The sequence below is a fragment of the uncultured Mailhella sp. genome (assembly GCF_944324995.1).
GTDB lineage: Bacteria > Desulfobacterota > Desulfovibrionia > Desulfovibrionales > Desulfovibrionaceae > Mailhella.
On sequence record NZ_CALUYL010000002.1, the window covers coordinates 57,067 to 69,499 of the forward strand.

General features: G+C 61.9%; 10 protein-coding genes. 1 reads left to right on the forward strand and 9 read right to left on the reverse strand.

From position 1 onward, the window contains the following. Positions 1-106: 106 nt before the first annotated feature. Complete coding sequence (gene cfa / locus Q0K02_RS02190; RefSeq protein WP_294484642.1) at positions 107-1,255, reverse strand: cyclopropane fatty acyl phospholipid synthase; 1,149 nt, start codon at positions 1,253-1,255, stop codon at positions 107-109. Between the two features lie 219 nt (positions 1,256-1,474). Here cfa and Q0K02_RS02195 point away from each other — a divergent pair, with 219 nt between their 5' ends. After that, positions 1,475-3,883, forward strand: coding sequence for a DUF2157 domain-containing protein (locus Q0K02_RS02195; RefSeq protein WP_294484644.1), 2,409 nt, complete (start codon positions 1,475-1,477; stop codon positions 3,881-3,883). A 91-nt stretch (positions 3,884-3,974) separates the two neighbouring features. Here Q0K02_RS02195 and Q0K02_RS02200 read toward each other — a convergent pair whose 3' ends face one another. The 8 genes from Q0K02_RS02200 to glyS all read right to left on the reverse strand — a co-directional run bounded on the left by Q0K02_RS02200 (position 3,975) and on the right by glyS (position 12,432). After that, positions 3,975-4,640 carry a CatA-like O-acetyltransferase gene (locus tag Q0K02_RS02200; RefSeq protein ID WP_294484646.1) on the reverse strand — a complete coding sequence of 222 codons (666 nt, stop codon included), beginning with the start codon at positions 4,638-4,640 and terminating at the stop codon, positions 3,975-3,977. A gap of 62 nt (positions 4,641-4,702) precedes the next feature. After that, positions 4,703-5,008: an AzlD domain-containing protein gene (locus tag Q0K02_RS02205; protein ID WP_294484648.1), complete on the reverse strand. Its 306-nt coding sequence runs from the start codon at positions 5,006-5,008 to the stop codon at positions 4,703-4,705. Beyond that, a complete protein-coding gene (locus Q0K02_RS02210) occupies positions 5,001-5,756 on the reverse strand; it encodes an AzlC family ABC transporter permease (RefSeq protein WP_294484650.1) in 756 nt (251 codons plus the stop codon). Before Q0K02_RS02210 ends, Q0K02_RS02205 begins: the two co-directional genes overlap by 8 nt. 106 nt (positions 5,757-5,862) lie before the next feature. Then, the gene (uvrB, locus tag Q0K02_RS02215) at positions 5,863-7,944 is read right to left on the reverse strand and encodes an excinuclease ABC subunit UvrB (protein WP_294484654.1); all 2,082 of its coding nucleotides are present in this window, start codon (positions 7,942-7,944) and stop codon (positions 5,863-5,865) included. Positions 7,945-8,288: 344 nt separating this feature from the next. After that, positions 8,289-8,780: a flavodoxin family protein gene (locus Q0K02_RS02220; RefSeq protein ID WP_294484656.1), complete on the reverse strand. Its 492-nt coding sequence runs from the start codon at positions 8,778-8,780 to the stop codon at positions 8,289-8,291. Between the two features lies 1 nt (position 8,781). Further along, complete coding sequence (locus tag Q0K02_RS02225; RefSeq protein ID WP_294484658.1) at positions 8,782-9,474, reverse strand: Crp/Fnr family transcriptional regulator; 693 nt, start codon at positions 9,472-9,474, stop codon at positions 8,782-8,784. Between the two features lie 457 nt (positions 9,475-9,931). Further along, positions 9,932-10,198 carry a 30S ribosomal protein S20 gene (gene rpsT / locus Q0K02_RS02230; RefSeq protein ID WP_294484661.1) on the reverse strand — a complete coding sequence of 89 codons (267 nt, stop codon included), beginning with the start codon at positions 10,196-10,198 and terminating at the stop codon, positions 9,932-9,934. Positions 10,199-10,335: 137 nt separating this feature from the next. Further along, positions 10,336-12,432, reverse strand: a complete 2,097-nt coding sequence (glyS, locus tag Q0K02_RS02235) for a glycine--tRNA ligase subunit beta (protein WP_294484664.1) — start codon at positions 12,430-12,432, stop codon at positions 10,336-10,338. Position 12,433 lies beyond the last annotated feature (1 nt).

The following is a 12,433-nucleotide window of genomic DNA, read 5'->3' on the forward strand; positions in this document are numbered from 1 at the left end:
CCGTTTCCGAGCCTGCCGCCTTCGACGCGCAAAAACGCGCGCCGATCATCGTCTGCCCGCGCTTTTCCGCGCACGAAGCAGGCTCCGGCAAAAGACGACGGGCAGATCAGCCCTGCGTCTTTCGGCAGTAGCCTCCCGGCAGTCCTTCAGGACTCAGCACCAGCTGCCAGAGCTGAATGCTTCGTGCGCGGAACGCTCCGGCGCAGGACAGCAGATAATAATGATACATGCGGCGCTGACGCTCCGTGCAGGAAAACGCCCCCGAACGGAATCCTCGCTCGAAGTTCTCATACCAGGCCATAAGCGTCTTGTCGTAATCCACGCCGAAATTCTGCCAGTCCTCAAGAATGAAGTCCCGCTCCAGCGCGTCCACCAGCGTGGAAGGCGAAGGCAGAATGCCGTTGGGAAAAATATAGTGCGTCAGCCACGGATCCGCGCCCGCGCCCGCCCCGAGCGCCCCGTTGCTGCCTATGCTGTGCAAAAGAAAAAGGCCGTCGTGTTTCAGGCAGTTTCGGACAACGTCCATAAACTCCCGATAGTTGCGCCTGCCCACATGCTCAAACATGCCCACGGACACCACTCTGTCCCAGGTGCCCCGCAGGCTGCGGTAGTCCATGAGGCGATATTCCACGTCCGCGCCGGAAGAGGCGGCCTTGTCCTGCGCAAAGGCGAGCTGCTCGCGCGACACGGTGATGCCCGTCACCTGCACGCCGTGCTCCTCGGCCATGTGCAGCGCAAGCGTGCCCCAGCCGCACCCGATGTCGAGCACCGTCATGCCGGGTTCCAGCGCAAGCTTGCGGCAGATCATTTCCATCTTGTTCCACTCCGCTTCGTCGAGACCTGCCGCCCCCGTCTGCTCCACGTCTTCCCAGCGGCCGCAGCTGTACTGCATGGTCGGTCCGAGCATGGCCCGGAAAAGCGCAGGATCGGTGTCGTAATGCGCGCGGGCCACCATGAACGCCCGGGCGCGACTCTGCAGATTGAACAGCGCGTGCGCCGCTTCCGTGAGCCAGTACGGCATGTTGCGCGAAAACGCCTGCTCCAGGCGGGCCCGCAGCGCGCGGCAGAACATGGCGTCCATTTCCTCGCAGTCCCACCAGCCGTCCATGTAGGCTTCGCCGAGCCCCAGCGTGCCCTGCTTGAGCACTCTTGCGTACAGCTCGTCGTTGTGAACCTGAATGTCCCACGGCCTGTCGCCGTTGATGCGGATATCGGCCTTTTCGGCCAGCTTCTGCACAATTTCCCGTGCCTGCATGAAATTCTCCTTTTTTCCCGCACCGTAGCGAAAAGACAGACACGGCTCCATGATAGAACGACATTTCGGGAAAAATGCTAACCTCAGGGCAAACACCTTGCGCACGAAAGACGGCCGCCAGCATACCGCCCTTGCATTTGCGGTAGAAATCGTGCTTCAATCGCTGCAGTCGTCCCTTATCAGCCGTGCCCTTCTTTCCGCACGCCGGACGGAGCCGCCATGTCCACGATCTCCTCTCCCTCGCGCCTTTTCGGCCTGACTACCCTTGCCGCAGGCGTTGCGCTCACGCTGACCTCCGCCGTCTATGTTTTCTCACGGTACTGGCACGCGGTGCCGGCCGCCGCAAAATTTGCCCTGGCCGGTGCCGGCATCGCCCTCTGCCTGATCCTTGCCCTGATCGCTGAACGAAAACGGCATGAAGCAGCCGCATCCACGGCCCTGTTCGCCACCGCAAGCTTCACAGGCATATTCTGGATCGTTTTCGGACAGACCTTCCAAAGCGGCGACACTTTCCGGGACTTCTGCCTGATCTGGGCGGCAAGCACGGCGCCGCTTTTTCTGCTGCGCCGCCGCGCTCCGCTCTGGAATCTTCTCATTCTGCTGCTTTCCGCGGCCGTCTGCTCCGAGCCTGTTCTGGAGCTCTGGCGCAACTCCTGCACCTCACACCTTCTGAAGCCGCTTCTGGTAGCTGCAACGGCCTGCGTTGCGGCGCTGCTGCCGCCCTCATGGCTTCGCCGCTCTCCCGGCCTGAATGCCTGGCTTGCCCTGCCGCTCACCCTGCTGCTGGCGGAAAGCACGGCTCTATGCACGTTCTGCATACTCTTTCTGCCCCTTGAGTATCACGCCGCTCTGCCGGAGCTCGTCGCCGGGCCGCTTGCACTGGCCGCAGTGCTCACGGCAGCCCTGCGCAGCCGCCACGCCCTCGCGCTCTGCGAACTCGCCCTGTGCGGCGTCGTGCTGCTGAACGCCGCCTTGTTCCGCCTGCTGGAGCCTCTTCCCGCCACGGACAAGGCCGCCCTGTTTCTGCTTGCAAACATCGCCTGCACATTTTTTCTGGTCTTCGCCCTGCCGAAGTTTCCGCAGCGGACCAAACATCCGCGTCTCCATCTTGCCCTCGCCCATGCCCCCGCTCTTTTTGGAGGCTTTGCCGCCGCTCTTTCGCTGCTGATTGCAACAACGGTCTTCTTCTCCTGCGCCGACTTCACCAGCACGCTTCTCCTTGCCGGACTTGTCTATACCCCGGGAGGCGTGCTGCTGTGGAAACTTCGCAGAAAAAGCGTCTTTTTCGCCGTGTTCGGCGCCGTGCTCGTCACCGGCGGCACGTTCTGCCTTCACATCGGCCTGCTCGACGAGTATCCGCCCTCCATTGTACTGCCCGTCATCTGGGCGACGGCCGTTGCGCTCTATCTCGTTCTGGACTACGCGCCGCTGCGCTTCTCCGCCGTGTTCTGGGCGCTTGCCTCCACCATTATTTTCGTTCCGCTGATTGCCACCGCGCACACCACGCTCACACTTCCCCTGTTTTTCTTCTGCTTTCTTCCGCTCGTCGCAGCCGCGTTCGGCCGATTTCCCCGCAACTTTCTGCGCCCCGCCGCCTTCGCCTGCCTCGTCGCGCTGCCCCTCTTCTCTTCATCCTTTTCCTTCATCTTGCCCCTTCTCACGAACTTCGACAGCCCGGAAGAAAAAATCGCCATCTCTCTTGCCGCCCTCAATCTGGGCATCATGCTCCTGCGTCGTCCGCCTTCTTCAAGCCCCGCCCGTCCCCGGCCTGCGGAACTTGCAGCATCCGCCTTCATTCTTCTGGCGCTGTGGCATCTGTGCACGCTGGAAAATCTTGTCGCCCTGAACCTTCTTGCCGCAGGCGTGGGCGGACTCAGACCGTGGCCCCGCGCCGAGGAAAACGACGCCCCCTCTCCCATCGACAGAACCATGCTTCTCTTCGGAGCTCTGGCCCTCATCATAAACAACATCGTGCTGTACTATGCGCCGATCTTCTCCTTCCGCTCCAAAATCCTGTCTCTGGGGATTCCCGGTCTCTGCCTGCTTCTCGCCGGACTCTGGATGGAACACAAAAATCACGCCTTCTCCCGCAGCTCCCATGCTTCCGACATCCCGAACGCTCCCCTTCTGCGGCAGGCTCTGCCCTTTGCCCTGTGCGCCGCAATTCTGACCCTGTTTTTTTCCGCCTTCATTTGGGACAGGCTGCATCTGCTTCACGAAGGAAACCCCGTGCTGCTTCCGCTCAAACCGCAGGACAGACAGATCTTCATGCTCGACGACTCCATGGATCTCCACTACGAGGCAGACTGCTGTCTGCCGCGAGGTCCGATCGGCCCCGGCTGTCTGCCGCTCGAAATTGACGCACACGGAACCGCGAGTCCTCTACCGGACGGCTTTCTGGAAGGAACGGACTGCAGCTTTGTTGCCGGACCCGCCCTCACCGTGGAAAAAACGGCGTTCGGCGACCATCGACTCCGCCTGCCGCGCCGCTGGCATTTTGAAGGGGATCTCGGCATATACTATGAAGACGCCGCCTTCGCCGTGCTGCGCTTCGACAAAAAGAACCGCATTCTTCTGCAAGGCCTTGCCGACGACAAGGGCCGGCTCATTCATCCCCCGCAAAGGTAAAAAAACGCGTCCCCATCCCGCGAAAGGATGAAGACGCGCATGACGCCCGAAAACAGCGGACTTTGGCCGCACGGCCGTTGCCGCCCGCAGCTCAGGACAAAAACGCCTCCGGATTTAGCGCCATGTCCTGCATCTCGTTGATGAGGCGGCAGGTATGATAGCCGTCGGCCACGGCGTGACTGACGGAAACCGACACCGGAATGACGAGCTTTTCGCCGCGCTGCTCATACCTACCGAACTTGATGAGCGGAGAAAAGAATTCGCTTTCGGCGTAGGAATCCTGCGCAAAATGCGTGAAGGTCAGCCACGGCACGTTGGACACGGGGCAGATGTTGGGCGGCTGCCCGTCGCGCGCCTTGATCTTGTCCGTCACATGGCGGTAGCGCTCCATGTCTTCCGTCACCGTGGCGTAAAAGCGGGAAAAATCCCCGGAGTATTCGCTCCAGATGTCGGTAAAGGTTTCCGTTTCCGGGTGAAAGAGCGTGTAGCAGGGGCACAGCTCCTCCCAGAAACCGAGCTCATGCCGCTCGTTGAAGGCCATGCGGAATTCCTCATGCGCGTTCACGGCCCGCATGACGACGTACAGCATGACGGGGAAAAACTTCAGCCCCCTCTCGCGCCTGAACCTCTGAAGATTCGTTATGTCGAGATCGGCTCCGAGATTGTAGCGGCACTTGATGGTCTTGAAATAGTAGTCGAAATACGCGCTTCTGGCCCAGGTTTCGCGATTGACGACGTGAAAGACGGCTTCGCCCATAATCCCTCCGCTTCCGGCAACGGACGCTCCTCGCCGGGCTGTGTTCTGCGGGCAGCCGACACTCAGCAGACGAACAGCTCCACCACAAAGACAAGCACGCAGGCCGCCACCGCCACGCTGAACAGACTGGCGCCGAACCAGGCCAGCGCCACGGCCGCCGCCAGACCGGCAAAGCCGGAAATCGGACTGCCCGTGGAATCCAGTATGGCCGGAAACGTCATGACAGACAAGGTGACGTAGGGAATATAATAGAGGAACGAGCGAATGGTGACGTTATGCACCTCGCGCCGGATGAGCGTGAGGGGAAGCACACGGATGAGATAGGTCACGAGCGCCATCACGGCAATGTAAACAAGAGTGTCACGCATGATCGCCTCCGTTGCCGCCGTCGTTTTTCGGGTTGTCGCCTGCGAGACCTCTGTCCACGGGGAAGAGGAAGGCCGCCGCGCCGGAAACGAGCACCGTAAGAATGATGATCTTCATGCCGCCGGAAATGCCGCTGAACAGAGGCAGACGGGCGAAAATCCAGCTCAGGGCCATGGACGCGAGAATGAGCATGCCGAGCAGACGATCCTTGCGGGCCGGGGGCACGATGATGGCGATGAACATGCCGTACAGCGCCACGCTGAGCGCCACCACGATGCGCGAAGGCAGCACGTTGCCGAGCACGACGCCGAACAGCGTGCCGAGCGCCCAGGCCGGAGAAGCGATGCTCACCGCGCCGTACACGTAGAAGGGATCGAGCCTGCCCGGCACGTTCACGGAAATGCCGAAGATTTCGTCGGTCACGCCGTAGCCCACGAGCAGCCGGTGATACATGGGCGTTTCGGGAGCCATTTTCTGCGAGAGCGAGCAGGACATGAGCATGTAGCGCAGATTGATGACGAACTGTGAGAGCGCCATTTCCCAGAAGGAAGAGCCCGCGGCCATGATGCCGAGCGCGGCGAATTCCCCGGCCGACGTCAGATTGGTGAAGCTCATCAGCGTGGAGTCAAAGGCCGAAAGTCCGATGTTGCGGCAGGCGATGCCCAGCGTGAACGACACGGCAAAATAGCCCAGCGCAATGGGAATGCCGTCGTGCATACCGCTGAAAAAATTCTTTTTGTGTTCCGCCATGGAATGATAATCCCCCGAGCGCGAGATGCGCTGTGCGTTGGCAGGGCGCGCGAATGCGGCCCGGTTCCCGGAAAACCAGGATATGTTCTTCGGCGCAGAACGGCGTTCAGTTCTGCCCTTCTTCCTCTTCTCCGCTGACGTAGAGTCTCTCGCGCAGGGCGCGGGCCCGGTCGCGCAGCTCGGCCGCGCGCTCGAACTCCAGCTCTCTGGCCGCCGCGCGCATGGCCTTTTCCAGCTCCTCGATGAGCTTTGCAATATCTGCCGGAGAATGCGGCGTCTCTTCCGCGGCCACCTGTGCTTTGCGTCCCTTGCCGGTCTTGCCCTTCTTGTCGGCACTCTTGCCGCCCCGACCCTTTTTCGTCGCGCCATCCTCATCCTTGCCGTACAGATTGTCCAGCGGATTTTCCAGCGCCTTGATGACGGTGCGCGGAACAATGCCGTGCTCTTCGTTGTAGGCGATCTGCCTGCTGCGACGGCGTTCCGTCTCGCTCATGGCGGCCTGCATGGACGGGGTCACCTTGTCGGCGTAGAGAATGACGCGTCCGTCGGCATTGCGCGCGGCGCGGCCGAAGGTCTGGATGAGCGCGCCCGTGGAACGCAGAAAACCTTCCTTGTCCGCGTCCAGAATGGCCACCAGCGACACTTCGGGAATGTCGAGGCCCTCGCGCAGCAGGTTGATGCCGATGAGCACGTCGAATTCTCCGGCGCGCAGCGCCTTGATGATGGCGATGCGCTCCAGCGTGTCGATGTCCGAATGCAGATAGCGCGAAGACACGCCCATGTCGTTGAAATACTCGGTGAGGTCTTCGGCCATGCGCTTGGTGAGCGTGGTGACGAGCACGCGCTCGCCTCTTGCCGCGCGCGCCTTGCACTCGCCGAGCAGATCGTCCATCTGCCCCTTGACGGGGCGGATTTCCACCGGCGGATCCAGAAGCCCCGTGGGACGGATGACCTGTTCCACCACGAGTCCCGCGCTGCGGTCCAGTTCCCAGCGTCCGGGCGTGGCGGAAACGAAAATGCTCTGCCCTATGCGCTGCTCGAACTCGGCGAACTGCAACGGGCGGTTGTCCAGCGCCGAAGGCAGACGGAAACCGTAGTCCACCAGCGTGTTCTTGCGCGAGCGGTCGCCCTTGAACATGGCCCCCACCTGCGGAATGCTCATGTGCGATTCGTCCACGAACAGCAGAAAATCCTTGGGAAAGTAGTCCAGCAGCGTGGACGGCGGCTCGCCCGGCGCGCGCCCGTCGAGGTGGCGGGAATAGTTTTCAATGCCGTTGCAGTAGCCGAGTTCCTCCATCATTTCCAGATCGAGCTGGGTGCGCTGCTCAAGCCGCTGGGCTTCCAGGAGCTTTCCGCCTTCCTTGAACTGCACGAGACGATCCCGAAGCTCGTCGCGGATGTCGCTCATGGCGCGCACGAGGTTGTCCCGGTCGGAAACGTAATGGCTCGCCGGATAGATGACCGTTTTGGAAATGCGTCCCAGCACCTCGCCGGTGAGCGGATCAATTTCGCGCACGGCGTCGATTTCGTCGCCGAAGAATTCGATGTGCAGGGCCTTTTCGTCTTCGTAGGCCGGAATAATCTCCAGAACGTCGCCTCGCACGCGGAAGGTGCCGCGATGGAAGTCGTAGTCGTTGCGCGTGTACTGGATGTCCACCAGACGGCTGATGATGCTTTCCATGGAGACGTTTTGCCCTTCCTCCACGGGAATGATGAGTCTGGCGTAATATTCCGGCGAACCGAGGCCGTAGATGCACGACACCGAGGCCACGATGATGACGTCGCGCCGCGTGAGAAGCGCGTGGGTGGCGGCGTGCCTGAGCTTGTCGATGTTGTCGTTGATGGCCGAATCCTTCTCGATGTAGGTGTCGGAAGACGGCACGTAGGCTTCGGGCTGATAGTAGTCGTAATAGGAAACGAAATATTCCACCGCGTTTTTGGGAAAAAGCGCGCGGAACTCGCCGTAGAGCTGGGCGGCGAGCGTCTTGTTGTGGGCAAGGATGAGCGCCGGACGGTTGGTGCGGGCAATGACGTTGGCCATGGTGAACGTCTTGCCGGAACCGGTAACGCCGAGAAGCACCTGATCGCGGATGCCGGCGTTCAGGTTGGCGACAAGTTCGTCGATGGCGGCGGGCTGATCCCCGGTGGGCGCAAAGGAAGAATGAAGCTGAAAAAGCTGTTCGGACATGTCCCCTGACTCGCTGCACGAAAAAAAGAAAGACGGAAACGGACTTCGTCGCGCCTCCGGAGAGGCACATTGTGCCCGAACAGGGGATTTTTTCAAGGGGCAGATTTGCGCCGCAGGACTGAAGGGACGCGTTTCGGGCCGGAAGCCTGCCGCCTGCAAAACCGAAGATCCGCTTGCGCGCACGCAAAAAGCACGCACGTATGGCTTCGGCCTCACTCCCCTGTGGCGGCAGGCCCGGCAGTCCGACGCCGCGAGCCTCCTCGACTCTCCGGCTGCGGCGCGAATCTTCGACGCCGCTCGCCGCGCGATCCCTCTTCGAGCGCCGAACTTCGGAACGTCTTTTCTCAGGCCGCCTGCCTGAGACGCAAAAGCGCGCGCCGCACGCTCTCTTCCGCAAGCCGGAAGTCCTGCGCGTTCGGATGCCTGGCCGCCTCGTTCAGACGGGCCATGCGTTCGGGCGTGCGCGGATGCGTGCTTCTCTCAAGCACCTGCGGATCAAGACGTCCCTGACAGAAAAAATGACCGAGCACACGGCAGCCCCGGCTCTCCAGCAGCGCTTCCGCGAGCCGGGCGCAGCGTCCGGCATGGGGAGAATCGGGAAAGGCGGCCATGGTGCCGAAGAAAAACACGCTCTGTCCGTGCAGGGTTTCCATGAAGGCGCGCATGGCCTCGTCGGGACCGCCGCGCCAGGCCCAGAAGCCGAGCACCAGCGCGTCGTAGCCGGAGTGCGGAGCGTTTTCCACGGAATACAGCGGCAGGGCAAGACGCCCGGAAAGATATTCCCCCACGGCGCGGGTGTTGCCCGTGCGGGAAGAGTACACAATGCAGACGCGCATATCAGTTTTCCATGAGACAGCGGCGCAGCGCCTCTTCATCCACAATGACTATGGTTCTGCGTTCGAGGCGGATGAGCCCTTCCTGCACGAAGCGGCTCAGCTGACGGCTGAGACTTTCGCGCGACAGACCGAGCAGACCGGCCAGCACCTCGCGGGTCATGACGTCCTCAAGCACGGAGCTTTTGTCCACGCGGGCCTTGTGCAGAAGCCAGCCCGCCACACGGCGGCGCACCGAAATCTTGCCCTGCGACACGGCTATCTTGTTGATGAACATGCGCTGACGCATGGCAAGCGCCCGCATGACGCGCTGCGCAAGGCCGATGTTTTCCGAAAGCAGCGCGCCGAGCACCCGGTTTTCCATGGCGAGCACTACGCAGGGCGTGAGCGCATGGGCGGAAATGAAGGAGATGCCGCCGCCGAACACGCCGTAGAGATCCAGAAAATGCCCCGGACGCACCACGTGCAGCACGGTGTTCTTGCCCGCTGCGGAGCCCTTGAGAAGGCCCACGTGGCCGGAAATCAGCCAGAACGTCACGGGAACGGCGTCACCTTCAACGCAGATCCACTCCCCTTTCGCGTAGGAAGAAAGCCGCGTGGCGGAGGCAAGTCTCTCCGTGTCCCCGGCAAGAAGTTCGGGAAAACACGCGCTCAGCCGTTCCCGCATGTCGCGGGAAGCATCTCCAGTCTCCGCCATAGTTCACTCCTGAAAGATGAATAGGACATACCGGAATGAGAAGGGCCCCGCCTGCGCGGTCGGCGTTCTCCTCCGCAGGTTGCCAAGCATAGATGATTTTTCCCGTTTCAGCCATGACCGCAGTCACATTCAAGGAAAACGTCGGGCGAGGCCTGGGAAAGACGCAAAAACGCGTCGACGGCATGAGGATTCAGGCAACGCGGACGATGCAAAAATTCCGCAGCCTGAGCGAAGAAAAAAGGATGGCGACCGGATGACGACCATCGGCAGCGGCACCGCGCCGAACCTGCCTGAGATACGAATGACGGCGAAGGGAAAAACGACGTTCCCGGAAGACGGCACGGCGTCCGCGCCCGCAGGCAGTCGGAACGCAGACAACCTGCCCGCAAAAAACAAAACGCCGAAAGGGAGAAAGTACAAACCTTCTCCCTTTCGGCGTTTTCTGAAAAAACGAAACTTAGGCGTCGAGAGCGTTGACGGCCTTGGCAAGGCGGGAAACCTTGCGGGAAGCGTTCTTCCAATGAATGATGCCCTTGCCGGCGATCTTGGAAACAGTGGAAGTAGCGGTCTTCAGAGCTTCTTCAGCGGCGACCTTGTCGTTCTTCTGAATAGCGGCGCGCACGGCCTTCACCACGTTCTTGATGCGGGTACGGGCGGCGCGGTTACGGGCGTTGCGCTTGACACTCTGCTTTTGGCGCTTGATGGCGGAAGCATGATTGGCCACGGGAATCCTCCAGAATGATGACCCCTGTCGGGGTGTGATGCGATACGTTGTCGGGCGGCGGACAGACGCCGCCCGTTATTGCCAGAACGATTATTCTTATGCGCCTTGGAGCTTTCTGTCAAGGGGAGGCGCGGCTCCTACATCTGCAGGGCCGAGAAATCGGCGAGTCTGCCCATGCGGGAAAGAAGAACCTGCAACAGATTCAGTCGGTTGGCGCGCACCTTCTCGTCTTCCGCCATGACCATGACGCCGTTGAAGAAGGCGTCCACCGTGGGACGCACGCCGTCCATGAGGGCAAGAAGCTCGTCGAAACGGTCCTGCGCCCACAGCTCGTCGAAGCGGGCGGTCATGGCGTCGAGGGCGTCGGCGAGCGCCGTTTCCGGCTCTTCCGCAAGAAGTTCGCGGCTGTACTCGCCCGTGACTCCCGCGCCCTGCTTGCGCAGAATGTTGGCCACGCGCTTGAAGGTCTGGGCGTTGTCGGCAAAGCCGGGCTTGCCGCTTTCGGTCACCAGAGCGGCCAGACGGCGGGAGGCGGCCCACACGTCGCTGCATCCGGCGTTCATCACCGCTTCCACAAGCAGGGTGTCGTTGCCCTGCGTGAGGAAGTAGTTCTTCACGCGGCCCGCAAAGAAGTCGTTGAGTTTTGCCAGCGCTTCCGGCTTTTCCAGCTTCCAGCGGATGCCGTCGCTGTAGAGCGACTGCGCCTTGGCAAAGAGCTCTTCCACGGGGAGGCGGTAGCCCTTTTCAATGAGAATGCGGGCAATGCCCAGCGCGCAGCGGCGAAGCGCAAAGGGATCGGCCGCGCCGGTGGGAATGTTGCCGAGGCCGAAGCAGCCCACGAGGGTGTCGGCCTTGTCGGCCATGGACAGCAGCGCGCCGAGATCGGTGGAAGGCACGGGAGTGTCGGGGCCGGCGGGCAGATACTGCTCGGCAATGGCGTCGGCGGCAACGGGATCAAGGCCCATCTTGTGCCCGTAAATGCCGCCCATGATGCCCTGCAGGGTGTCGAACTCGCCCACCATCTGGGAAACGAGATCGGCCTTGGCGCAGCGGCCGGCCACGGCGGCGGATTCGGGATTCACCTCGGCCGCGCGCTTCACGCCGGGCTGTTCCGCCAGCCAGCGGCACAGTTCGGAAAGACGACGGCACTTGTCGCCCATGGAACCGAGAGGTCCGAGGAAGATGACGTGATCGAGCTTTTCCTTCCACACGTCGAAGGAGGCCTTCATGTCGGTGTTCCAGTAGAAGCGGGCGTCTTCAAGACGGGCGCGCAGCACGCGCTCCCAGCCCTTCTTCACCACCTCGGGCTCGCGGGAGGTCAGGTTGGCCACGGTGAGGAAGTGCGGCAGAAGTCTGCCGTCCTCTCCGGCCACGCCGAAGCTCTTCTGATGCGTTTCCATGCTGGTGAGCAGCACCACGGAAGGCAGTTCGAGGAAGGAAGGATCAAAGTCGCCGAGAATGGGCTCGGGATGTTCGCTCAGGCCCTGCACCTCGTCGAGCAGACTTTCCTTCCACAGGATGTGTCCGCCGACCTTGCGGGCCAGCTCGTTGCCGCCGTCCACAACGATCTTGCGGCGGGCGGCTCCGGAAAGCACCACGCCGCACTTTTCGGCCATCACTCTGTCGAAGTCGTCGGCGCAGGCCACTTCAAAGGGTCCGCGGCCGTGGACGCGATGACCGGTGGTCATGCGGCCGGACTGCACGTCCGCCACGGTGAAGGGAATGACGTCGCAGTCCATGAGCGCCACCACCCAGCGCAGAGGACGGGCAAACAGAAAATGACTGGGGCTCCAGTGCATGCGCTTGGCAAAGGGAAGCGAAGCAATGATGGAAGGGGCGGCCTCGGCAATGATGGAAGAGGCGGACACGCCGCCCACGGTCTTTCTCACGGCCACATATTCGCCCTTGGGCGTTTCCTGGCGGAACAGCGCGGACACGTCCACGCCCTGACCGCGGGCAAAGCCGAGCGCGGCCTTGGTGGGATTGCCTTCGGCGTCGTAGGCGGCCTTCACGGACGGGCCGAGGGCCACTTCCTCGCGCACGGGCGTGGAGGAAAGCAGACCGCGGGCATGCACCACGGCGCGACGGGGCGTGGTGTTCACGGTAAGGGAATCGAACGTGAGGCCGTGTTCGTCGAACAGGGCGGCGAAGCGGTCGTGCAGTTCGCGTTCAAGGGAGGCAAGAAAACGGGCGGGCAGTTCTTCCACGCCTATTTCAAGAACAAAATGACTCATG

Excerpts from the sequence above, each read along its gene's own strand:
- cfa (WP_294484642.1), bottom strand. The coding sequence starts at position 1,255 with ATGCAGGCACGGGAAATTGTGCAGAAGCTGGCCGAAAAGGCCGATATC.
- Q0K02_RS02195 (WP_294484644.1), top strand. The coding sequence starts at position 1,475 with ATGTCCACGATCTCCTCTCCCTCGCGCCTTTTCGGCCTGACTACCCTT.
- Q0K02_RS02200 (WP_294484646.1), bottom strand. The coding sequence starts at position 4,640 with ATGGGCGAAGCCGTCTTTCACGTCGTCAATCGCGAAACCTGGGCCAGA.
- Q0K02_RS02205 (WP_294484648.1), bottom strand. The coding sequence starts at position 5,008 with ATGCGTGACACTCTTGTTTACATTGCCGTGATGGCGCTCGTGACCTAT.
- Q0K02_RS02210 (WP_294484650.1), bottom strand. The coding sequence starts at position 5,756 with ATGGCGGAACACAAAAAGAATTTTTTCAGCGGTATGCACGACGGCATT.
- uvrB (WP_294484654.1), bottom strand. The coding sequence starts at position 7,944 with ATGTCCGAACAGCTTTTTCAGCTTCATTCTTCCTTTGCGCCCACCGGG.
- Q0K02_RS02220 (WP_294484656.1), bottom strand. The coding sequence starts at position 8,780 with ATGCGCGTCTGCATTGTGTACTCTTCCCGCACGGGCAACACCCGCGCC.
- Q0K02_RS02225 (WP_294484658.1), bottom strand. The coding sequence starts at position 9,474 with ATGGCGGAGACTGGAGATGCTTCCCGCGACATGCGGGAACGGCTGAGC.
- glyS (WP_294484664.1), bottom strand. The coding sequence starts at position 12,432 with ATGAGTCATTTTGTTCTTGAAATAGGCGTGGAAGAACTGCCCGCCCGT.